General features: G+C 66.8%; 13 protein-coding genes. 6 read left to right on the forward strand and 7 right to left on the reverse strand.

Features of this window, described 5'->3' with window-relative positions; all coding sequences use genetic code 11:
* The first annotated feature begins 144 nt into the window (after positions 1-144).
* The 5 genes from NED98_RS01135 to NED98_RS01155 are packed head-to-tail and all read left to right on the forward strand — an operon-like array spanning position 145 to position 4608.
* Positions 145-1323, forward strand: coding sequence for an FAD-dependent oxidoreductase (locus tag NED98_RS01135; protein WP_265311545.1), 1179 nt, complete (start codon positions 145-147; stop codon positions 1321-1323).
* Entirely contained in the window at positions 1320-2090 is a 771-nt protein-coding gene (locus NED98_RS01140) for a maleate cis-trans isomerase family protein (protein WP_265311546.1), read from the forward strand. Before NED98_RS01135 ends, NED98_RS01140 begins: the two co-directional genes overlap by 4 nt.
* Complete coding sequence (locus NED98_RS01145) at positions 2087-3556, forward strand: aldehyde dehydrogenase (protein WP_265311547.1); 1470 nt, start codon at positions 2087-2089, stop codon at positions 3554-3556. Before NED98_RS01140 ends, NED98_RS01145 begins: the two co-directional genes overlap by 4 nt.
* Positions 3557-3559: 3 nt before the next feature.
* Entirely contained in the window at positions 3560-4051 is a 492-nt protein-coding gene (locus NED98_RS01150) for a nuclear transport factor 2 family protein (protein ID WP_265311548.1), read from the forward strand.
* An 11-nt stretch (positions 4052-4062) separates the two neighbouring features.
* Positions 4063-4608 carry a glutathione peroxidase gene (locus NED98_RS01155; protein WP_265311549.1) on the forward strand — a complete coding sequence of 182 codons (546 nt, stop codon included), beginning with the start codon at positions 4063-4065 and terminating at the stop codon, positions 4606-4608.
* A 37-nt stretch (positions 4609-4645) separates the two neighbouring features.
* On the opposite strand, the gene NED98_RS01160 is transcribed toward NED98_RS01155, so the two are convergent.
* The 6 genes from NED98_RS01160 to NED98_RS23250 form a co-directional block, all read right to left on the reverse strand.
* The gene (locus NED98_RS01160) at positions 4646-13330 is read right to left on the reverse strand and encodes an autotransporter outer membrane beta-barrel domain-containing protein (protein ID WP_265311550.1); all 8685 of its coding nucleotides are present in this window, start codon (positions 13328-13330) and stop codon (positions 4646-4648) included.
* 288 nt (positions 13331-13618) lie between these two features.
* Positions 13619-15343, reverse strand: a complete 1725-nt coding sequence (locus NED98_RS01165) for an arylsulfatase (protein WP_265311551.1) — start codon at positions 15341-15343, stop codon at positions 13619-13621.
* A 24-nt stretch (positions 15344-15367) separates the two neighbouring features.
* The gene (locus NED98_RS01170) at positions 15368-17662 is read right to left on the reverse strand and encodes a TonB-dependent receptor (RefSeq protein WP_265311552.1); all 2295 of its coding nucleotides are present in this window, start codon (positions 17660-17662) and stop codon (positions 15368-15370) included.
* A gap of 156 nt (positions 17663-17818) precedes the next feature.
* Complete coding sequence (locus tag NED98_RS01175) at positions 17819-18889, reverse strand: LacI family DNA-binding transcriptional regulator (protein ID WP_265311553.1); 1071 nt, start codon at positions 18887-18889, stop codon at positions 17819-17821.
* A gap of 62 nt (positions 18890-18951) precedes the next feature.
* Positions 18952-19374, reverse strand: coding sequence for a VOC family protein (locus NED98_RS01180; RefSeq protein ID WP_265311554.1), 423 nt, complete (start codon positions 19372-19374; stop codon positions 18952-18954).
* 69 nt (positions 19375-19443) lie between these two features.
* Positions 19444-20313 (reverse strand): AraC family transcriptional regulator, encoded by an 870-nt coding sequence (locus NED98_RS23250; protein ID WP_265311555.1) that lies wholly within the window; start codon positions 20311-20313, stop codon positions 19444-19446.
* 348 nt (positions 20314-20661) lie between these two features.
* Between NED98_RS23250 and NED98_RS01190 the strand changes: the two genes are divergently transcribed.
* Positions 20662-21516, forward strand: a complete 855-nt coding sequence (locus NED98_RS01190; RefSeq protein WP_265311556.1) for a DMT family transporter — start codon at positions 20662-20664, stop codon at positions 21514-21516.
* A 240-nt stretch (positions 21517-21756) separates the two neighbouring features.
* Here the strand turns inward: NED98_RS01190 and NED98_RS01195 are convergent, their stop codons facing one another.
* The gene (locus tag NED98_RS01195) at positions 21757-24495 is read right to left on the reverse strand and encodes a TonB-dependent receptor plug domain-containing protein (protein WP_265311557.1); all 2739 of its coding nucleotides are present in this window, start codon (positions 24493-24495) and stop codon (positions 21757-21759) included.
* Between the last annotated feature and the right edge of the window lie 120 nt (positions 24496-24615).

The following is a 24615-nucleotide window of genomic DNA, read 5'->3' on the forward strand; positions in this document are numbered from 1 at the left end:
CCTCCTGCCGGCACCTGCCGTCAGCGTCCCGTTGCAACCTTTCGTTCCCTCGCCCTCTGGACAACAGGCGCTTAAGGCTGTTGAATAGTCTTATATCTAGTACAAATGAGATTGCAAGGGAGGCCGGCGAGAGGGATGAAGCGGGTGTTGATAGCGGGGGCCGGGCCGGTCGGCCTGACGGCGGCGCTGTTGCTGCTGCGGCGCGGCATTGCGTTCACGCTGCTCGAACAGGCGGAGGCGCTGCCCGACGATCTGCGCGCCTCGACCTTCCACCCGCCGACGCTCGACATGCTCGCCCGGCTCGGGGTGGCGGACGCGCTGATCGCGAAGGGGCTGGTCAGCCCGACGTGGCAGATTCGCATGCATCCCAGCGGCGAGCGCGCAATATTCGATCTCGCCGCGATCGGCGATGCCACCGCGCATCCCTATCGCCTGCAATGCAAGCAATCGGTGCTGTGTCGCATCCTGCTCGATGAGGTCCGCGCGCAGGGCGGCGACGTGCGGATGGGCATGGCGGTCGAGGATGTCGCGCAGGACGACGATGGCGTGTCGGTCATCGCGCGCGACGCAGCCGGGGGATTGCATCGCTTCGACGGCAGCTTCCTGATCGCCGCGGACGGTGCGCGCAGCGTGGTGCGCGGCAAGCTCGACCTTGCGTTCGAGGGCAAGACCTATCCCGAGACGACGATTCTCGCGACGACGCGCTTCCCGTTCCACGATCACCTGCCGGCGCTGTCGAACGTCAATTACGTGTGGAAGGAAAACGGCACCTTCAGCCTGTTGCGGCTGCCCGATCTGTGGCGCTGCAGCCTTTATCCCGATGGCGACGAGACGATCGAGGATGCGCTGGAGCCCGCCAGCATCGCGCGCAAATTGCAGGAGATCGCGCCCAATCCGGGCGGCCACGTGGTCGATGAGATTCGCCCCTATCGCATTCATATGCGGATCGTGGACGATTATCGCCACGGCCGCATCCTGCTTGCCGGCGACGCCGCGCACGTCAATTCGCCCTCGGGCGGGATGGGGATGAACGGCGGGATTCACGACGCGCACGAGCTGGTCGCGACGCTTGCCGCGGTGCTCGACGGCCGACCGATCGCGCATCTCGATCGCTATACGCGCCGCCGGCGCCCGATCGCGCTGCAGGAGATATTGACCCAGGCCGACCGCAACCGCGCGCGAATGCAGGAGCGCGATCCGGCGAAGCGCCGCGCGATGCTCGCCGCGCTCCAGCGCACCGCCGGCGATCCGGCCGAGGCGCGCGCGCATCTGCTCCGCACCTCGATGATCGACGGCCTGCGCAAGGCCGCCGAAATCGCATGACCCCCGCGACCTATGATTATGGCCGCGCGGGGGTGATCGGGATCGGCACGCCGCAGGCCAACCCCACGGTCGAGGCGGAGATGCGCGTGCTGATGCCCCCCGCGGTGCTGGTCGCAGTCACGCGGCTGACCAGCACCGCGGACCAGTCGATCGATCGGCTGCGCGATTATCTCACACATCTCGATCGCGCGCTGGCGCAATTCGATACGCTGCGCCCCGCGGCTTATGGCTTCGCCTGCACCGGTTCCTCCTATCTGATCGATCGCGACCGCGAGCGCGCATTGATCGAGCGGCTGGAGGCACGGTTCGGCTATCCGATCATCACCGCCACCGATGCGATCCACGCCGAATTGCAGCGATCGGGCGCGACGCGCATAGCGCTCGCCTCACCTTATCCGCCCGCTTTGGCCGATGCCGCCGCACTTTTCTGGCGCGCGCGCGGCTATGACGTCGCCGAGGTCCGGCGCATCGAGACCGGCAGTGCAGACACACGGAGTATCTATGCGCTGGGCAGCGCCGAAGCGCGCCCGATCGCGACCGCGCTTGCCGCGCGCGATGTCGACGCGGTGCTGCTGAGCGGGACCGGCATGCCCTCGCTCGCCCTGCTCGCCGATCCGCCGCCGGGCGCCCCGCTGCTTTCCTCGAACCTGTGCCTCGCGCGCAGCCTGTGCCGTCAGCTCGGGCTGGCGGAACCCGATCCGATCGACTGGCACCCGCGTCTCGCCGCGGCGCTCACCCCATCCAACGAAGGACATTCCCCGCAATGACTATTCACGCGACAGCGATCATCGATGCCGAGCGCATCGCCGGCACCGGCAGGCCGATCGAGGTGGTCGACCCGTCGACCGAGGCGGTGATCGCCGAGGTCGCGGAGGCGGACGACGCGCTGGTCGACCGCGCGGTCGCCTCCGCCCGCGCCGCGTTCGAGCGCGGCGAGTGGAGCCGCGCCAGCGTCGAGCAACGTCAGGCGGTGCTGCGCGCCTGCGCCGATGCGATCGACGCCGCGGCGGACCGCATCGCCGATGTGGAATGCGCCAATACCGGCATCCCCTACGCGCAGGTCCGCAACGGCCAGGTGGTGCGCGCGGCGGGCAATTTCCGCTTCTTCGCCGATTATATCGGCCAGATGACCGCGGAGCTCTATGAGCAGGATCCGCAATATCTCACTTATGTGCGGCGCGAGCCGGTCGGCGTCGCCGCGCTGATCTCGCCGTGGAATTCGCCGCTCGCGCTCGGCTCGATGAAGGTCGCCTCGGCGATCGCGTTCGGCAACAGCTGCGTGCTCAAGCCCGCGGAACAAGATCCGCTCGGGCTGACGATGCTGATCGAGGCGATCCAAAGCGCGGGGCTGCCCGGCGGGGTGGTCAATCTCGTCAACGGCTTCGGCGCAAGCGTCGGCGACCGGCTGGTGCGTCATCCCGACGTGGATTGCGTCTCGTTCACCGGCGGCACGCGCACCGGCAGGATCATCATGTCGGCCGCGGGCGCCAATCTGAAGCCGTCGGTCATGGAATTGGGCGGTAAATCGGCCAATATCATCTTCGACGATGCCGATTTCGAGGCGGCGCTGGACGGCGCGCTGATCGGCATCTTCAGCAACAACGGCCAGCAATGCCTCGCCGGATCACGCGTGCTGGTGCAGCGCCGGATCTACAAGCAATTCGTCGAGGCGTTCGTCGAGCGCACGCGCAAGGTGCGGGTGGGCGATCCGCGCGACGCCGCGACCGAGATCGGCCCGCTCGCGACGCGCCAGCATTATGCGCATGTGATGAGCTTCGTCCCCGCGATCGGCGATAGCGGCGCGCGGATCCTCGCCGGCGGCGGCCGTGCGCCGGGGTTCGAGCGCGGTTTCTACTTCCAGCCGACGATCGCCGAGGTCGAGTCCAACGCGCACCGCTTGTGCCAGGAGGAGATTTTCGGCCCGTTCGCCGCGATCATGCCGTTCGACAGCGACGAGGACGCCTATCGCATCGCCAATGAATCGCGCTTCGGGCTGGTCGGCTATGCCTGGTCGCGCGACATCGCGCGGGTGATGGAGGCGCAGGAACGGATCTCGGCCGGCACGATCTGGTGCAACACCCCGATGTTCCGCGATTTGCGCGCGCCGTTCGGCGGTTTTCGCGAATCCGGGGTCGGCGCCGAGGGCGGGCGCGCGGCGGAAACATTCTACACGCGCCAGAAAGCGGTGAGCATCCCGCGCCGCCCGCTCAATCTGCGCAAGCTGGGGGCCTGAACCATGTCGACCGACCTGCACGAAGAGCTGACCGATTATCTCGACGCCTATTTCGCGGCGTGGAATCGCTATGACGTGCCCGCGATGCGCGCCTTGTGGGACGAGAGCGAGGAAAAGGCGCTCTATCTCGCCGAGGAATGCGAGCCGCATATCGGCTGGGAGGCGATCCTCGGCTATTGGGGCGTCGATCGCTCCAAGGCCGAACGGCTGCTGACATGGCGCGATCTCCATGCGGTACAGGCCGGCGCGGATGTCGCGATCGTTTTCTTCCACGCCAATTGGAGCACCTATCTGCCCGGCAACCGGCTCTATCCCAAGCCGTTCGGTGGCCCGGTGCGGATCAGCATGACATTGCGGCGGACGGCCGAGGGCTGGCGCGCGATCCATTATGTCGAATGCCCGCTTGCGTCGCTGATCCAGCTGCGCAAGGCGCATGAGGACGCCGTCGACCCCGCGCTCTACGCGCGGCTCGCGGCGAAGGGGATCACCTATTGAAGGATTCATCGATGAGCACGGACATCCAGAATATTTCCGTCACGACGATCGACGGCAAACCGGCATCGCTCGCCGATTATGCCGGATCGGTCGCGCTGGTCGTCAATGTCGCGTCGAAATGCGGGCTCACCCCGCAATATGACGGGCTCGAAAAGCTTTATCGCACCTATCAGGACAAGGGCCTCGTCGTCCTCGGCTTTCCGGCCAACAATTTCCTCGCGCAGGAACCGGGCAGCGAGGAGGAGATCCTTCAATTCTGCACCACCAGCTATGACGTGACCTTCCCGATGTTCGCCAAGATCAGCGTCGCGGGCGAGGATCGCCATCCGCTCTATGCGGCACTGGTCTCGGCGCGACCGGCGCGCACCGGCGGCGCGGCGATGCGCGAGCGGTTGGCGTCGAAGGACATCCCGATCTACCCCGAGCCGGAAGTGCTTTGGAATTTCGAGAAGTTCCTCGTCGGCAAGAACGGCGAGGTGCTCGCCCGCTTCAGCCCCGACACCGCGCCCGAGGATCCCGCGCTCACCGCCGCGATCGAAAGCGCGCTGGCGGCATAACGCGATCGGGGAGGCGTGAATCGCCTCCCCACCCTTTTCAGAACGCCAGCCTGATCCCGGCGTTGCCCTTGACGCTATAGCTCTTGCCGAAATCGTTGATCGCTGTGTTGGCCGAGGCTTCGCCGAACAAAGTCAGCCGATTACCGATCAGCGCGCTGCCGCCGACGCCCAGCTCGCCCCACAAACGGTGGTTCTCGCGCCGGATCGGCGTCCCCGCCACATCGGCCACCGTCCCGTCGAGCCATTCGTAGCTGAGGTTGGCGATGCCGTAGAGATAGCGCCCGGCGTCCTGCCGCTCGACCGACAGCCCCCAGCGACTCTTGAGGCTGCCGCCGAGATGTGACGAGACCGCCGCGCCATGCGGGTCGGAGAAGCGGTCGAAGGTGACATGCTGATAGACCATCTGGATCTGCGGTGTGACCGACAGCTTGGCCCCCACCGGCGCGCGCTTGCCGACCTCCAGGCTATAGGTCTGGCCGAACCCGTGCTTGCCGTCGGCGAGCGTGCCGAGCACCGCCGAGCGCAGCCTGCTGTCGAACCACGTCGCCTGCGCGCGGCCGTCGATGTAGAAGCCCTTCGGCCCGAACCAGGTCAGCGTCGCCCCCGCGCTATAGCCCTTGGTCTTGATGCTACCGCCGCCATAGACCGAGGCGATGCTCGCATTGGCCTCGCCATAGCCGCCGAGCACGCCGAGCACGAGGCTCGCGCCGTCGCCGCGTTCGCTCAGCACATGATCGGCGCCGAGCTCCATCTTCCAGCTGTCGACATTGACGTCGGCAAGGCTGGTCGAGACGGTCGCATTGGGGCGCGAGCGGCCCGCCTGCATCCGGCCCCAGATCCCCGACGGCTTGCCGCTCTCGGTCGCCGCCCATTGCCGGTTGCCGGTGCGCTGCTGCATCGTCCCGACATCGGTGAGCGCCAGCAGCGTCTGGCCATAAGCCTCATAGACCGGCACCCCCGGCTGGTAGAGCGGCACCTGCGGCTGTTCCGGCGCGACGAGCAGCGTCGAGCGCAGATACCAGTCGCCGTCGGTCGGGGTGGCGACCCCGCCCTTGTAGAGCCGATAGCCATAGGCGCCGGCGATCACCGCCTGTTCGCCGCCGATCGCATAATCGCCGTGGAGCAGGAAGGTGCCGTCCGACGCCCCGGTCACGTCGACGATCTTGATCCCCTCGACCGTCTGCGCGCCGAGCCCGCCGCGGTTGACGAGATCGATCGTCGTGCGCCCGGCGGTCGCGCCGGTGATGAGCCGGTCGGTCTGAGAGGCGTCGCCGCCGAGCACGGTCTCGATCTCCAGCCGGCCGCCCGCGCCGGTATAGCTCGCCGCGGTCAGCGTGCCGAACCCGTCGCGGCCCGGCGCGACGATGCCGAGGTTGGTGACCCCACCGACCGATCCGGTGCCTTCGAGCCGCGCGCCGCTGGCGACGTTGACCGTGCCGCCCAGCGTCCCGGTGACCGCGAGCGTCCCCGCCGCGATCGTGGTCGCGCCGGTGTAGCCGCCGCCATTGCCGGTCAGCAGCAAGGTGCCGGCGCCGGTCTTGGCCAGCGCGCCGCTGCCGGAAAGCGGGCCGGCAAGCGTGAGCGTGGTGGCGTTCGCGGTCGCGATCGTCCCAGCTCCCGCGACAGTGACCGCGCGGTTGCTGGCGAAGGTCGCGCTGGTCGCCAGCGCGCCGCCGTCGAAGCGCAGGCCCCCGCTCGCCGCGCCGAGGCTGGCGTCACGCGCGATCTGCAGCGTGCCGCCGTTGATCGCGGTGCCGCCGGTGTAGCTGTTGGTGCCGGTGAGGACGAGCGTGCCCGCGTCGGTCTTGACCAATTGCGCATCGCCCGCGAGCGCCGCGTTGATCGTCGCAACGAACCCGGCCCCGGCTGAACTCCCGTCACCGACGCGGACCACCGATTGCGGCGCGGTCAGCGTGATCGGGTCGCCGTTGATCGTGTAGCCGCTGGCGGCGAACTGCATCCCCGCGGCGGTCACCGCGCCGAGGCTGTTGTCGACCGTCACCGTCCCGGCGCTGCCGCCGAACACCGCGAACGCGCCGTCGCTATAGGCCGCATTCACCACGCCATTGGCGTCGGTCCAATTGTCGTTGCCGGTGCCGTTCTGCCACGCGCCCGACCCGCCGTTGATCACGCCGTTGCCCTTCGGGCCGGATGCACCGTCCCAGAAATTGAGCGACAGCCCGGCGAAATTGATGAGATTGACCTGTCCGGCGACCGACGTCTGCACCGCGACATTGCTCCCGCCCGGCATGCTGCCGAGCGTCAGGCCGTTGTCGGTGAGCGTGCCGCCATAGTTGATCAGGCGATAGACGCCGGCCCCGAAATCGCCCCCCGCCGGGGTGGACACATTGAGCGTGCCGTCGAGCACGAGATTGCCCCCGACATTGACGAGATCGTTGAGCGCGCCGCCCGACACATTGGCCTGGCCGAGCTCATAAGCGAGCGTCGCGCTCTGGCTGATGAGCAGATCGCCGTTGATCGTGAGCGTGCCCACGCCGCCGACGCCGGGCGCCAGCGTGCCGCGCAGGTTCACATTGCCGCCGATCGTCCCGGTGCCGCCCAGCGTGGCGAGCTGGTCGATGGTCACCGGCCCGGTCGCCGCGCGATAATCGCCGGTCACGAACAGCGCCCCCTGCACCGCCTCGATGCCGCCGGTCTGGCTGCCCGTGCCGCCGAGCACCAGGGTGCCCGCGCCGAGCTTGCCGATCAGACCCGCGCCGGTGAGATTGCCGGTGAGCGTGAGCGTCGTGCCCGCATCGACCGAGAACACGCCCTGCCCGGCGAGATCGACCGCGCGCGCCGAGGTCAGATCCGCGGTGGTGTTGAGCGTGCCGCCGTTGAACGAGAGCCCGCCCGTCGCCGCGCCGAGATTGGCGTCGCGGGAAATCCGCAATGTGCCGCCGTTGATCGCGGTGCCCCCGGTGTAGCTGTTGGTGCCGAGGAGCTCGAGCCGGCCGACGTCCGTCTTGACCAGCTGGGTGCTGCCGGTGATCTCCGACGTGATGATCACGCTATAGCCGAGCCCGGCGCTGGTGCCGTCGCCGACGCGGATCACCGACTGCGGCCCGGTCAACGTCAGCGCATCGCCCTGGATGCGATAATTCGTCGTCGCGAACTGGAGCCCCGCGGCGGTGACCGTGCCGAGGCTGTTGTCGATCGTGACCAGCCCCCCGGTGCCGGCGAAGATCGCGAACGCGCCATTGTCATAGCCGGCGTTCACCGCCCCGGTCGCCTCCGTCCAGCTATTGTCGAGCGCGGTCCGCCACATCCCGCTGCCGCCGTCGACCATATTGTTGAGCTTGTTCGCCCCGGCGCTGCCGTCCCAGAAGTTGAGCAGCGCGCCGCCGGTGTTGACCAGATTGACCTGCCCCGCGATCGACGTCTGGACAGTGAGCGCCGGCCCTGTGGGCATCGTGCCCAGTGCGAGGCCATTGTCGGTCAGCGTGCCGGCATAGTTGAACACGCGATAGAGGCCGATATCGAAGCTGCCCCCGGCCGGGACCGTGACATTGAGCGTGCCGTCGACCGTCAAATTGCCGCCGACATTGACCAGATCATTGAGCGGACCGCCCACCGTGTTCCGCGCGCCGAACTCATAAGCGAGCGTCGACCCCGCGGCGAGCGAGAGGTTGCCGTTGATCGTCAGCGTCCCCGGGCTGTTGCCCGGCGCCAAGGTGGCGCCGTCGCGCATGTCGACGCTGCCGCCGATAACGCCGCTGCCCGCAAGCGTCGCGCCCGCGAAGACCGTGGTCAGCCCGGTCGCCGCCGACTGATCGCCATTGATGCGCAGCGTTCCCGCGTTGACCAGCGTCTGCCCGGCGTAGCTGTTGCCCGCGGTCAGCGTCAGCACGCCCGGGCCGTTCTGCACCACCGACCCCGTTCCCGAGATCAGGCCGGAAAATCCGATATCGTCGGAATGGAAAAATACCAGTGAACCGTTGTTCGCGACGTCCCCGACGATCGAGCCGGCGGTTCCCCCGTTGCCGAGTTGCAGAACGCCCGCCGCGATCGTCGTGCCACCGGTGTAGCTGTTCGCACCGGTCAAGGTCAGCACGCCCTCGCCGTCCTTGATCAGCGCGCCCGCCCCGGTGAAGCGGGGAGCGATGCCGATGCTATAGCCATTCGTGTCGATGACGCCGCCATTTGCCCCGAGGGCGATGTCGCGCGCGTCGAAGCCGGTGAAGAAAGTGCCATTGTTGCGCGTGGCGCGAACCAGCCCGCCGTCGATCGCAAATGTAACCGTCCCCCGACCGGCGCCGACCTGACTGGTCTCCAGAACCCCGCGATTGGCCGCCGTACCGTTCAGGGCAAGACTGCCGCTGGCGCCCGTGGCGACACCGAGTAGCAAGCCACCTTCGGCGTGCACCAGCCCGCCATCCTCGATCGTCAGCGCGCCATTTCCCTGGTTGCCGACGGTCATGTTGTAGCGGGTGACCTGCCAGTTCGATCCCGGACCGGTCACGACGACGCTGCCATCGGCATTGGCGCCGATATAACCCTGATCGCTGGTGACGCTTGCGCTGTCCTCGATGCGCAAGGTGCCGCTGCCGAAGCTGCCGATCGTCAATTGCGCGGCGCTGATCCAGGACGTGCCGGGACCGGTGACGACGACATCGCCGTGCGCACTTGCGCCGACGACCGCATCCTGGCTCGAAACCAGCGCGCCGTCCGCGATGCGCAACGCGCCGGTCTCCCAAAGGCCGACGTTGAGCCGGCCGGCGATTTGCCAGGCGGACCCCGTTCCGGTGACCAGCGCCTGACCGGCACTGTCTTGGCCGATGACGGCGCCGTCGCTCATTATCTTGCCGCCATCGGCGATCGTCAGCTCGCCCGTTCCACCCGAACCGACCGACAAGCCACCGACGGTCCAGGTCGATGCGCCGCCGCTGGCGTTGCGGCCGGTGACCGTAAGCCGGGCCTGATCGCCGATGCCGCCGCCGATCCAGCCGTTGACGCTGCTCATCGTGCCGCCGTCGCCGAGCCGCAACTCGCCAGCCCTGACGTAGAGATCGCCCGCGACGCTATCGGCACCGGTCAGCACGAGCGTGCCGAGGTCGCGTTTCTCGAGATCGCCGTCGCTGGTCAGCGCCGATGCGATCGTCGCGGTATAGCCGGCGCCGGCCAGCGTACCGTCACCGACCCGGATCACCGATTGCGGCGCGGTCAGCGTGATCGCGTCGCCGGTCAGGATATAGCCGTCGCTGGCGAACTGCAGGCCCGAGGCGGTGACCGCGCCGCCGCCGCCATCGACCGTCACCGTGCCGGGCGCGGCCGAGAAGATCGCGAAGGCGCCGTCGTAATAGGCGGTATTCAACGTGCCGTCGGCGAGCGTCCAGTTATCGCTGCCCGCGCCGCTCCGCCAGATGCCGGAGCCGCCGCTGACGATGCCGTCGCCACCCGCGCCGCCGCCGTCCCAGAAATTGACGTCCACGCCCGCGATGTTGACGAGGTTGACCTGATGGGCGATCGAGGTCTGCACCTGCACGATCGCGTCCGCCGGCATCGTGCCGACCGCAAGCCCCTGATCGTTCAGCGTGCCGCCGTAACTGATCACGCGATAGAGGCCGACGTCGAAATTGCCGCCGGGGGTGGCGGTGACGTCGATCGTACCGGCCAGCGTCAGATTGCCGCCGACGACGGTGAGATCGTTGAGCGGGCCGCCGACGACATCGGAATGGCCGAATTCATAATCGAGCAAAGACCCGCTGGAGAGCGCAAGATCGCCCGCGATCGTCAGCGTGCCCGGGCTGTTGCCGGGCGCCAGCGTGCCGCCGCTGGCGATCGTCACATTGCCGCCGATCGTCCCGGCGCCGCCGAGCCGGCCGCCGCTCTGCACATTGACGAGGCTGGCGGCGCTGCCGAGCGTGCCGTTGACGCGCAGCGCACCGCCCGAGACGATCGTCGTGCCGGTGAACAACGCGCTGTTGCCGGTGAGATTGGTGTCGCCCGCGACCTGGTTGATCGCCCCCGCGCCCGAGATCGCGGCGCCGAAAATATAATCGGTGTCGGTGTGGTTGAAATTGATCCGCGAGGTCGCGCTGCCCAAAGCGAGCGACGGCGCGGTGAACGCCCCCGCCGCCGCGGCAGCCTGCCCTTCGCCGCCGCCGATATTGAGGATGCCCGTCGCGGTGCCGACATCGGCGAGGACGAGAGAGCCGGCGACGTTCACCGCGCCGCCGTCGCTGAGGGTGAGCGCGCCGGTGCCGGCGCCGCTGCCGATCACCAGATCGCCGCTCGTGCGGAAACGCGAATTGGCGCCGGAAACGGTGAGCGTCGCCGGCAGCGCCGCCGAGACCGTCCCGAAGGTCGCGTTGGTGAAGGTCGCCGCGCCGCCCTGATCGAGCATGAAGCGGCCATTGGTCATCAGCAGCGCATCGCTGCTCGTCCAGTTCGATCCCGCGCCGGTGATCGAAATGTCGAGGAGGCGGGTGGTGCCGTTCTGCGCATTGCCCGCCGCTGTGCCGACCGTGCTGGCCGCCGCGGTGTGCAGCGCGCCGCCGCCGCTGATCGTCACGGCGCCGCCGGTGTTGGCGGCGGCGGCAAGCGTCAGGCCACCCGTCATATCAGCCTGCGAGCCGGTGCCGTCGATCGTGAACCGCGCTGTGCCGAGCTGGGTTCGCAGCGACATGCCGCCGGCGGTGAGATCGAGATGGCCGCCGTTGGTGATGTTGACGGCCACGACCCGGCCATTGTTTCCCGCGACGTTCATCGCGGCAGTACCGAACGCGGAACCCTGTCCGTCGACGGCGAGCGCGGTATTGCCCGAGCTCAGCGTCGTCGGGCCGCCGGAGGTCATCTTGGCGCCCCCGTTGACGAGAAGCTGCCCCGCGGAAAGCGTCGTTCCGCCGCGGTAGGTGACGATGGCCCTGTTCGTAACGAGAAGCCCGCCCGAGCCGTTGACGGTCGTCGCGCCGTTATAATCGCTGCTACCGGTCAGGGTGAGCAACCCGGCGCCGCTCGTGGTGAGAGCGCCGCCGCCACGGATCTGGCCCGTATAGGTATAAGCGGCCGAATTGCCGAAGATCAGCAGGCCGTCGTCTTGCACATCACCCAGGATCGATCCGTTAACGCGCAGCGTGCCGGCCGCGATCGTCGTGCCGCCGACGTAGGTATTGTCGCCGCTCAGGATGAGCGTGCCGGCGCCCGATTTGAGCAAAGCTCCCCCGCCCAGAAGCGGCTGTGTCAGCGTGAGGCTCGCACCGGGGGTGACCTCGATCCCGGCGCCGTTCGCCGCCCAGTTGATCGATCGTGCGATATTGCCGTTGCCGGTCCATTGGAGCGCGCCGCCGGAGATCGTGAACGCGCCGGTGCCGAGCGCGGTCTCGGACCCGATCGACAGCTTGCCAGCGGTGATCGTCGTACCGCCGCTATGATTATTCCCCACCAGCGTGGTGGTGCCCGATCCACTCTGAAGGACCGAGATGGCGCCGTTGATATTTCCGACGGACAGGTTACTGTTCTGCTGGAAGATCAGCGCGCCGCTGCCGATAATAGCGGGGATTGCCCCGCCGACGGTGCCCGCGTCGAACAGGAGCGTGCCCTGCTGGAGCTCCCAGACGCTCGTCGGCAGACCACTGGCATTGCCCGTCAGCATCCAGGTGCTCGTGCCGACCTTCACGAAGCGATTGAAATTCCGATACTGCCCCGCCGCGCCAACCAGCGACATATCGAAGCTCGAATCGACGTTCCCGCCGAGCTGCAACGATTGGGCGAAGCCGGCCGATGCGTTGGCGATCACGAGCCCGGTGATGCTCGATCCCGCCTGCAATTCGAGCAGGGTAAGCTGGGCCTGGCTGAGATCCATCGCCACCGCGCCGCCGGCACCGGCGCGGATGATGCCGCCGTTCACGATGTTGACCGGCAGCGTCGTCCCCTGGATCGCCACCGCGCCATTGCCACCCTCGATCAGCCCATAGTTGACGATCGGGACGCTGAGCGTCTTCAGCGCGATGCCCGCGCCGCCCAGCGCGCCGCCGCTACCGTCGCCGCCGCGCACGATGCCCGTCGCATTGTTGGTGAAGCTCTGCACCCCGCTGACGCCGACGCCGATAAAGGCGCCCGCGCCACCGGCCACCCCCAGCCCGGCGCCGCCCTGGATCGTGCCGTTATTGACCACGCTGGCGTTGCCGCTGACCTGCATCCCGAGGCCGCCGCTGAGCCCGCCCACGCCCGAGCTGCCGCCGGTGATCGTGCCGTTGTTGATCAAATTGCCGTTGTTCTGGATATTGGCGCCGAGCGCCCTGGTGCTGGTGCCGTTGCTGCCGCTTCCCCCGGTGATCGTGGCGTAATTGGTAATCGTCGTCGTGATGCCGCCGGGGCTGGCGGTGGTCAGCCCGGCCTGGCCGGTAAAGTTGATCGGGTCGTCATTGCCGTGAATCGTGCCGTACAGCGTCACGAGGCCGGCGGGCGCGATCCCGTTGGTCGAAAAGCCGGCGGTATCGATGATCAGCGTCTTGGTGCTGGCGGGCAGCGCGCCGGTGATCGCGATATCGGCGGTCAAGGTGATCGTCGAGCTGAGATCGCCGTCCGCATTCGCGTCGAGGATCGCTTGGCGCAATTCGGCATCGGTGCCGGCGGGATAACCCCTGGCCCAGGCCGTCGAAGGAAAAACGCCCGCGAGCACCAGCGCCATCCCGCCGACCCCGGTCAGCAGCCCGCGCCTGCGCGCGATCGGGCGGGAGACGGACGCGTGCCGACGATGCGCTTGTTTCACGCTGTTCATCTCTCGATTCCCTTCAACGAAAACGGTCGGAAAAACGTCGATCGAAGAGGAAGCGCCACGGGCTCGAAAACCCGCGCTGCCGAGAGGCGCACGCCACCGTCCACATCCACACGCCCCCTTCCGGCAACCCCTTGCTCGTGCGGACGAATCCGCCGGCCTTGCGCCGCACCGCCGCCAGCGGTTCGCCCCCGGCCGCAATGGCGCCGAAAGATTAACCGAATGTTGAATTTCCGTGTAATACGCCCGCGAAGTGGCGGAAAAATAACCTATTCTTCCTATCGCCGCGCGCTAGTTGCCGGAGCGGCGATCGAACAGATCGGATAGCCGACAGGTCAGGATCGACGGTTGCGCCAATTGTCCGCTGCCGTACCGCGCCCATTGCGCGTCCCACAGCGTCTTCAGCGCCTCGACCCGTGCCGGATAGCGCGCGGCGAGATCAATGCTTTCGGAGAAATCCGTGTCGAGATCGAACAGCTCCCAGCGATCATTCGCATAAGGCTGGTCACAATCGTGGATCGCGACCGCGCGCCACTTGCCGCTGGTGATCGCGCGATTGCCGCGCAGTTCGAAATATTGCACCTGCCGCCCGGGCGCGCTGCCGCTCGCCACCGTGGGCAGGAACGAGCGCCCCGCGACCGCAATCTGTGCGACGCCGTCGACGTGTCGGTCGAACGCGGCGCCCGCCGCCTCCAGCAGCGTCGGCGCGATATCGACGACATCGACAAACTGGCGCCGGATCGCGCCGGGATCGCGCACCCCCCGCGGCCAGTGGAAGATCATCGGCGTGCGCGTGCCTCCCGAATAGGGCCATAATTTGTAGCGCCGCAGCGGGGTATCGCTGGCAAAGGCCCAGGGGCGCGGATATTCCGCCTGTGTCTTGGCGGTGCCGAGCTCGTCGATCCGCGCGCGTTGCGCCGCGGGGGAGAGCGTGTTGGGACGATAGAGGCCGTCGAAGAACCCCGTCTGGCCCGCCTCCGACGCGGCGCCATTGTCAGACAGGAGCACGATGACGGTATCGTCCATCAGCCCCTTGTCGCGCAGCACCTGCAGCACGCGGCCGATCTGCCGGTCGCAATGTTCGATGAACCCGGCATAGACCGCCATATAGCGCGCGAAGACCGCTTTCTCGTCCTCCGACAGGCTCGCCCAGGCGCGATCGCGCGGCGCGCGCGGCGGCAGGCGGGTATCCGCCGGGATGATCTCGAGCCGCTTCATCCGCGCGAACCGCTCCTCGCGGATCGCGTCCCACCCCTTGGCGTAGATCGCGTCATAGGGCGCCGAAAACTCGCGCGCGACCTGGATCGGCGAATGCGCGGTCCCGAAGGCGAGGTTCATGAAGAAGGGCTTGCCGCCCGCCGTCGCGACATGCCGCTCGATCAGCGCGATCGCTTTGTCCGCGAGATCGGCGGACAAATGATAATCTTCGGGGAAATCGGGTGTAAGATAATGATCATTCTCGACCAGCTCGGGGCGATATTGATCGGTCCAGCCGCGCGGGAAACCGTAGAAATAGTCGAAGCCGCGCTGGCGCGGCCAGCTGGTGCGCGGCGCGTCCTTGCCCAGCTCGGCCATCGGGATCAGATGCCATTTGCCGACCGCCCAGGTGGCATAGCCGCGCCGCTGCAACACCTGCGCGATCGTCTGCGCATTGCCGGGCAGCCGGAACAATCGCGTCATCGCTGGATCGTTAGGGGTGACCGCGGCGACATCGGGCACATCGGGCATGTTGACCGTGTGACAATTGCGCCCGGTGAGCAGCGACGCGCGCGTCGCCGCGCATACCGCCTTGGTATCGAAATGGACGTAGCGCAGCCCGCCTTGCGCCAGACCGTCGATCGCCGGGGTGCGGATCTCCGCGCCGAAACAGCCGAAATCGGAATAGCCGATATCATCGAGGATGATCGTGATGATGTTGGGCCGCCCGCCGCTGCCCGCCGGCCACGCGTTCCCCGCGCCAACCAGCGCCGAGGTGGCGAGAAGCGAACCGACCAACCGGCGGCGGGAAATGAGCATGACCGACGCGCTCCCCTGTTTCGCTCAGAAGCGGACCGCGGCCTCGACCCCGACGGTGCGGAAGGCATCGGGGGTCAAAAGCTGCGTATAACCCGCGCCCTTCGCCGAGGTGTCGAGCGTCCCGGCCGCGATATAGCTGGAGAAGTGGCTATTGGTCAGGTTCTTGCCGAATACCGACAGGCGATAGCGGCCGTCGCGTGTCTCGATCGAGAGCCGGCCGTTGAGCAGGCCGTAGCCCGGCTGACGCGTGCTGGGATCGCGATAGTTGAAGAACACTTGCGAGCGATAGGTGAAGGCGAGATTGGCGCTGCCGCGCAGCCCTTCACCGATATCGGTCGCATAGCGCGCGTCGACCGTATAGGCCCATTTCGGCGCATTGATCAGCGGTTCGCCGCTCACGTCCTGCTTGCCGCCCGTCATGCAGCCCTGTGCCGCGGTCTGGCCGGGGTAGCAACCGATGACCAACCCGCGCACATTGGTGTCGCTATAGGCGAGGTTACCGCTCAGCGTGAGACCCTTGCCCGCGCGGATGATCGCTTCGACCTCAGCGCCCTTGGTGGTCAATTTGCCGGCATTGGTCAGCGCGAAGGTGGTGAGCAAAGCATTGTAGGTCTGCGCCTGGAAATCGTTGAAGGTTTCGTAGAATCCGGTGACGTTGAAGGTCAACAGGCGATCGAACAACGTCGTGCGAATGCCGCCTTCCCAGTTGCGCGCGATTTCAGGCTTGAGCACCGCGAGGCCGGAATTGACCGTCGCCGCGGTGAGATTGTTGAGGAGATTGAGCGCCGGCCCCTTATAGCCCCGCGTAAAGGTGAAATAGCCCATGATATCGGGCGAGAACTGATATTGCGCGCCGAGCTTGAAGCTGAAGTCGGTATCGGTCGCCTTGAGCGTCGGCGAAACATAGGCCGGGCCGCCGAGGCTGGGCATCGCGGCGACCGCGCCCGGCAGGATCGTGCGATCGAAGAAGGCGACTTCCTGATCGGCGGTCAGCCGGAAGCCGCCGATCAGCGACAATCTGTCGGTGGGATGCGCGGTGATCTGGCCGAAGGCGGCGACATTCTTGGTGGTGATGCCGCGATCGACCTGATTGCCGAGATAGCTGCCCGGCGGCAGATTGACGGTGAGATTGCCCTTCACCTGCGTGCGGCTGACGACATCCTGCCAGAAATAGAACAGCCCGACGACATAGTCGATCGACTGACCGGCGGGGGAGGTCAGGCGCAATTCCTGGGTGAACTGGCGCTGGCGCTGGCGCGCGTTGTTGACGCTGATCACCGGCAGCGAGACCTGATCGGCGTCGTTATTGTCGAACACCTTGAACGCGCGATAGGCGGTGATCGAGGTGATCGTCTGGCCGCCCAATTCGGTATTGATCTCGATCGATCCGCCGCCCGCATGCTGGTGGTTGAACGTCTCGCCGTCGAGCGTCACCTCGCGGTTGAGCGGGCCGAGCTGCTGCGCGGAGAGCAGCGAGGCGCGGGTCTGGCCGTTATAATAGACCGTCGTCGGCAGCACCGAGCGCACCGTCGAGGCGCAGCAATTGCGATTGTTCTCGCCATAGTCGCCGATGATATAGATCGACGTCACGTCGCTCGGCTCGAACAGGAACTTGCCGCGCACGCCCCAGCTATTGGTATCGTTGAGCTTCTGGCCGTTGACCGTATTGGTGATGATCCCGTCCGCATTCGAGCGGAACCCCGACAGGCGCAATGCAGCGCGGCCTTCGTCTAGGACGACCGACCCCGATCCCTTCAGCCGCACGTCGTTGAACGTGCCGTAGCTTGCCGATCCTTCGAATTCGGACGCATGCAGGCTCGGCTTTTCGGTGACGATATTGAGCGCGCCCGCCGATGAATTCTTGCCGAACAATGTGCCCTGCGGCCCGCGCAGCACCTCGATCCGCGAGATATCGTTGAAATCGAAGAAGGATGCCGCCGATCGCCCGATCACCACCCCGTCGATCACGGTCGAGACCGACGGCTCCACCCCGTCGGAGAAGTTAAGCGTGCCGATGCCGCGGATCGCCAGCCCCTGCCCGCGCGTATTGGCGCTGTTGGTGAAGCTGATCGACGGCGACACCTGCGACAATTGCTCGAGCCCGCTGACGCGATTGTCGGCGAGGGTCGCGGCCGACAGCACCGAAACCGAAACCGGCACGTTCTGCAGGTTCTGCTCGCGCTTCTGCGCGGTCACGACGATATCGTCGGCCGCCGGCGCGACAGGTACGGGCGCCGCCTCCTGCGCCGCGGCGATTGCCGGAAACGACAGCGCGGCTGCGACGGTGCACAGCAAGAGCGCATTGCGGCTATAGGTCATCTTCCCCCCGTATCCCCCGCCCGTCGCCGCCCCGCATTGTGCAAGGCCCTCACAGCGATTCGAGACAACGTTGTCCCGAGAAGTAAACAACCGCCGCGGACGCGTCAACGCCCTGCGGTTTCAGCGATTGCGGCTGCCGCATGTGCGGCGCAACGATCAGCGCTGGGCGTCTGCTCTCGGCACCCCGGCGACCGACCGGCGCAAGGTCAGCTCATAGGGGATCGTGACCACCTCGGCCCATTCGGCCGCGGTGCATCCGCCATGGCCGATCAGCCGCTCGCCCGCCATTCGCGCGATCTCGATCGTCGGCTGGCTGACGGTAGCGAGCCGCGGCAGGCTGTATTCGGAGATGGCGAGGCCGCCGAAACCGACCAGCGACAGATCATTTGGCACCTGCAGCCCCCGCTCGGCCGCCGCGGCGAGCACCCCCGCCGCCATCTCGTCATTGGCGGCAAAGATCGCGGTCGGCCGATCGGCGAGCCCGAGCAGCTCGCGCCCCTGCTCCAGCCCCGAGGTGAACAGGAAATTGCCCTGGCGCGCCACGACCGACGCATCGGGGACCTGCGCGACCGCCTCCAGCAACCCGGTCTTGCGCTCGCGCTGCGCGGTGTGGGTCTCGGGGCCGGCGATGAAGCCGATCCGGCGATGCCCGCGCGCAAGGATCGCCTCGCCGACCTCGCGCGCCGCGCTTTTGTTGTCGATCACGAAGCAGAGCGCGCGATCGAGCGCCAGCCCCGGATTGATGCGGACGACCGGCATATCGCGGCGTTCGAGCACATCGAGTACCCAGGAAACGTCGCACAGCGCCGGGATCAGCACTACGCCGTCGAGCTTCACCAGATCGAGGAACCGCTCGAACGACGCACGCCCGGCCGCGTCGTCGGCGGGCGAGACGTTTTCGATCACCAGATGATATTCGGCGCCGTGGCACGCCTGCAGCAGCCCGAGGATGACGTCCGCGGTATAGGTCGGCAGGCGCCGGTCGGGATCGGCGGTGTGGCGCAGCCGAACCGGCGATCCGATGATCAGCCCGAGCGCATGCGCCTTTCCGCCGCGCAGCAGCCGGGCGGCCCTGTTGGGGGTATAGTCCAGCTCGCGCATCGCGGTTTCGACCCGCGCCCGCAGCTCGGCAGCCACCGTCGGCGCCCCGTTCAATACGCGGGAGACGGTCTTGAACGAAACGCCGGCGCGTTTGGCAATATCGATGATCGTCGCAGACCGTTTCAACGCCCGGTTCTTCCGTGTCCAGCACCAGCTCAGCTTGAGTGATAGACCGGGCGGTGGCTAAATCAAACCGGCCCGGCCCAGGGGTCGTAGCTGCCGAAGGTCCACACATTGCCCTCCGGATCGCGCGCGGAATAGCCGCGCCCGCCATAATCCTGATCCACCGGGCCGCTGATGATCTCCGCGCCCGCGGCGGCGGCGCGACGGGCATGGGCGTCGACGTCGGCGACGATCAGATAGAGCCCCATCGTCGCCCCGCCTACCTCGGCGACCGTCTTCATCCGCGCGGCCCGCACATGGGGCGAGTCGATCGCGCTCGAGATCATCAGCATGCGATCGGCCCAGATAAGCTGCGCGTGCTGGACGATCGCAGGGTCGGTCTCGCTCAAGTAAACCGCCCGCCGCTCGAACCCGAAGGCGGTGCACAGAAAGTCGATCGCGCGCGGCGCATCGGTGTAGCGCAGATTGGGAATGATCTCATGTCGCATGATGGGTCTCGCTGTTGTCCGATCCCCGGATAGACAAGGCGCCTGGCATCGGATTGGACGAAAGGCACCTCAGGCTTCGACGAGCCCGCCGCCTTCGGGCAAGGAACGCGCGAGATAGGCGGTCGGCGAAAGCCCGCTGAACTCGCGAAACTCCCTGATCATATGCGATTGATCGAAATAACCGGCCTCGGCGGCGAGCCCCGCCCAATCGGGTCGATCCGCCTCTTGCGCGATCAGCCCGGTCAGCGTCTGGAAGCGCAGCAGCCGGCGGAACGCGCGCGGCCCGACGCCGATCGCATCGCGCACCCGATCGGCCATATGCTTGCGGCTCCACCCGATTTCCGCGGCAATCGCCGAAATGTCGAGATCGGGCCGCGCACGCAGTAGGCGGAGCGCGTGATGCTGCTGCCCGTTGGGCGGCTCGACCCCGTGCAGGCGCTGGCGCAGCGCCTCGTCCAACAGGTCGATGCGGTGATCGCGGCCATCCGCCGCTGCCAGCGCGTCGCCCAGTTCGCGCGCGGCGCGGCCGAGAATCGCGTCGAGCGGAACGACCCGATCGGCGATCTCGTGCATCGGCATCCCGAGCAGAAGACGAAGCGTGGCGAGCGGCAGAAAGACGTGGATCCCCGCCTGCGACCCGGCCGAATGCGACAGAGCAGGGCGCAGATGCGCGCCGGCGACAAAGGCCTCGCTCGCGTTGAGCGTCAGCCTTTCGCCATTGCCGCCGGTGATCGAGATCGGCTCGCCGAGGTTGACGATGAACACCCCCTCGGCGTGGGGCAGTTCGCGGCGCGTCGTGAACCCCGCGGTGCGCTCCCGATAATCGCTATAGCCGTGGATCAGCCCGGAAAGATCGGCCGGCGGCGCGATGCGCGCCATCGTCCAGGCATTGACCCCGTCGTCGTGGATCGTCTCATGAAGGCAACGGCGACGGTCCACGGACTCTCGGCCAGGCTGATGATGACCGCCACATGATAGGCGTCGCCGACGCTTCCCGGAAGCACCGATCGGCGACAGGCAACGGATCGATCGCGCTGCCGGCAATCTTGCGCGCGCGGGCCGATCCGCCTACGCTCCTCGCGATGTTCGCGCACCCGCCTCGATCCGTTGACGCATCGATCGCCGGCCCGGTTGCGCCTGCCTCGTCGCTTGCTCCTCCTGATCCGATCGTGGCCATCGGCCGCGTCGGGGCACCGCCCCCGCCGAAACCGAACCGCGCCGACTGACACCCGGCACGCCGTCCCGCGCATGACGCGGGCATCACGATGTTCTTTCAGGTGAAAATTCATGTTCAATCGTCACGCAGCGGCGCTCGTGCCGACCAGCGCGTTCGTTCTCTTGTGGAGCAGCGGCGCGATCGTCTCCGAAATCGGGCTCCGCCACGGTTCGCCCTTCGCGCTTCTGATTTTCCGCTATATCATCGCCTTCACGGTGCTGCTCGGGTTCGCAGCCGCGAACGGCAGCTTGTTGCCCGCGCCGGGCACGCGGCGGCGCAATCTGCTGATCGGCTTCTCGATCGCCGGGCTCTATTCCACCTGCTATCTGCTCGCGCTCGATAACGGCGTCACGCCGGGGGCGCTCGCCACCCTGCTCGGGGTGCAGCCGATCCTGACCGTGTTTCTGACCGAGCGCCGCGCAACCGCGCCGCGGCTGATCGGGCTCGCCTGCGCGCTCGCCGGGCTGGCGCTGGTCGTATCGGACGGGCTGGCGTCGATGCGCTTCGACATGATCGGGCTGGCCTTCGCCGCGCTGTCGCTGTTCGGCATCACCGCGGGATCGATCCTCCAGAAGCGCGAGAAGCAGGCACCGTGGGTGGTGCTGCCGATGCAATCCGCGGTCGGGCTCGCCTTCGCCTGCGCGGCATCGCCGCTCGGTGAATTCCGCGCGTCATGGGATTGGGGCTTCGTGCTGCCCGCGCTGTGGCTCGGCCTGGTCATATCGGTCGGCACGACCTTTCTGCTTTACCGGCTGATCGCGCGCGGCAATCTCGTCAACGTCACCAGCCTGTTCTACCTCGTTCCCGGCGTCACCGCGGCGATGGACTGGGCGATCCTCGGCAATCCGATGTCGGCGCTGATGATCGCCGGGCTCGGGCTGATCGTCGTCGGGCTGCTGGTGGTGTTCCGCTCCAAGGCGGAATGATGCCGATCAGGTGACAGACGAGGCGCGAGGCGCAATCATGCATGTCTGGCCCCGCTTCGGAGGATGGTGATGCGCGATATCGCGGAATTCTTCGGCGACAACTGCCCCGCCCGCGCAATCGTCCCGGTGGGCCCGCTACATTATGGCTATCGGATCGAAGTGGATGCGGTCGCCCGGCGGCCCGCGCCGGCCCATCCGTCACACGGATAGGCCGGCGCGGGCGCGATCGCCGCGCTTGCTTCAGAAGTTGAAGCGCACCCCCGCGGTATATTGACGACCGATCACGTCATAAAGCTGACGCGCGGTCTGGAATTGATAGCCGGTAAATGGCGGATCGTTGTCGAACGCATTGAGGATCACCCCGAACAGCGCGATCTTGCCGCCGTTCGACGTCTTGAACACGGTCAACTCGCCCGACAGATCGACGTAGACGCGACCGTTCACATGGTTCCAGTCGAGCGTAAAATCGTCGCGCGTGATGACCCCGCCGCCGATATAGCGCCCCGTCACCCCGAAACGATAATTGTCGGTCGCATAGCTTGCCGTCGCGCTGCCCTTCCAATGCGGCGTCCCGCCCGGCCCGTCGAGCACCGGCTGGTCGGTGTTGCCCGCGAAGTGCGTGACATCATTGTCCTGCCCGGTCAGATCGAGCTTGTTGACGTAACTGACGAGCCCACGAAGATCGAGCACGCCTGCGCCGATCGGCACGCGATAATTCGCCTCCACATCGACCCCGTTGGTGATGATCTGCTGGAAGTTGACCGGGGCGAGCAGGATGTTGTTGATCCGGCCGTCATCACCGCGCCGCACCAGCAGGCAGCTCGGCGCGTCGCCCGAATTGCAGCGATTGACGATCGTCTGGGCGGTGAGCGAGGCGATCGCGCCCTTCACCTTGATATCGTAATAATCGATCGAGATGCTGAGACGCGGCGCGAACGACGGGGTCAGCACGACGCCCGCGGTGAATGTATTGGCCTTCTCGGGCTTCAGATAGGGATTGCCGCCGGTCGTCTGGCTGACATTATAGGTCGCGTTGGTCTTGCTATCGGTCACCCCGCCGAGCAGGGTCTGGCCGGCTGCGAACAATTCGTTGATGTTGGGCGCGCGGATATCGCGTGACCGCGTGGCGCGGAAGCGGATGCTGCTGTTGACCGCGTAGTTGACGCCGACCTTCCACGTTTCGACGGTGCCCGAGGTGCGATAATCGGTGATACGACCGCCGAGATCGACGTCGAGGTTCTTGGCCCAGCTCGCGTCCTGAGCCAGCGGGATCACCGCCTCGACGAACCCTTCCTTCACCGCCTCGCGCGCCGAATAAGGCTTCACATTGCCGACGCGGAACAGACTGACGTTCGGCGTCGCCGAAATCGGATCCGAGGTCACATCGACATTGAGGTTGCGATACTGGCCGCCGAAAGCGATCGAAACCGGGCCGGCCCAGGTGGAGAAGGGTTCGCCGCGGATAACGAGATCCACGACCTGCTGCGACTGGCGCCAGTCGCGGACCGAGATACCGGTGATGTAATCGATCGCCTGTTGCGACGCCGAACCGACGCCGAACAGGTTGAGCGGCATACAGCCGTTGGTCGGGTCGGTCAGCGTCGAACGGCAGACGATCCCGCCGGTCGCCGGATTGATCACCGCATCCAGCGCGAGCAGCCGCCGCGACTTGATGACGTCATTGGTGAACAAGGTGACCGAGTGGGTCTTGCCGAACGCGACCGACGCATCGAACGTCCACGAGCCGCCGAGGGCGCCGCGCAGCCCGGTCACGCCTTGCCAGGTGGTCGCCTTCTGCTTGATCGCGCCGACGCCATAATCCTCAAGGCTGCGACCGAAGGCGAAGCTGGTTTCGCCTGCAGCGGCCAGCGCGCTGCGCAGCGAGGCGGGCAGATAGGCGTTGTCGGCGTGGATCGTGAAAACATCGTCGGACGGAATCGACCGCTCGTTGAGGCGCGATGTCGCGTAAGTGAAATTGGCATAAGCGGTGATCGATGGCGTGATCTCATAAGTGGCGCCGGCATAGGCGCTCCACCGCTTGGTCGGCGCGACCAGCACATAAGGCGAGGCGAGCGGATCGCCATCGCCGCCGTCCATCGTATTGTCTTGCGTCAGATAGTTGCCGTAGCGGAAGGGCATCGTCGTGCCGTTCGGGCCGAACTGGATACCCTTGAGCACCCCCGAATTGATCACCCCGCCGGGCGCCGCGTAGGACGCGCGGGCATCGTTGACATGGACGAGATACGGCTGGCTCGGATCGGTTGCGTTGGCGGGATTGACGATGATCGAGCGATTGCCGGCCCATTTGCGCCGATTGCCATCCCCGATGCCGCTATTCTCGGCCGCCTCGAGCCCGACCAGCAAATGCCCGCGATCACCCGCGAATTTCGTGCCGAATGCCAGCGAGGCGAGATAATTGCGATTGTCATTATGATCGGTGATGCCGCCTTGCAGGCTACCGCGCACGCCGTTGAACTTGTTGTCGATCTTGAAATTGACCACCCCGGCCACCGCGTCGGAGCCATAAGCGGCGGAGGCGCCACCGGTCACCACCTCGACCCCGCCAATCAGCGCCTGCGGGATCAGATTGGTGTTGATCACGCCTTCCGGCGTCGTCGGCACATAGCGCTTGCCATCGATCAGCGTCAGCGTGCGGAGATAGCCGAGCCCGCGCAGATCCATGTAATTGCCGCCGGCGAGCTTCGACAGGTTGCTGACCGAGGACGGCGTGACGCTGGGCTTCATCGACGGCAGCTGGTTGAGCGCATCCGCGACATTGACCGCGCCGACGCGCAAAATGTCGTCGGTGTTGACCGAGGTGAGCGGGGTCGGCGAGACGAAGCCGGCGCGCGCCACCTGCGATCCGGTGACGACGATCTCGGTGGTTTCGCTCGCCTTGGCGTCGGTGTCCGCCGGGGCCGCCTGTTGCGCGTGCACCGGGGTAGCGCCGATCAATGCCGCGAACGCAAGCGCGGCCATTCCCTGCCCCACGCGGCCAAATGCCGTAGACGCGTGCAAATCGCGACGGAAGCGGCCGAGCGCCGCCCCGCCCCATTTGATATCCGACATAAACCCCATCCCCTTTGTGGTAATTATTCT

This window comes from Sphingomonas lycopersici (genome assembly GCF_026130605.1).
In the GTDB taxonomy this organism is placed as follows: Bacteria; Pseudomonadota; Alphaproteobacteria; order Sphingomonadales; family Sphingomonadaceae; genus Sphingomonas; species Sphingomonas lycopersici.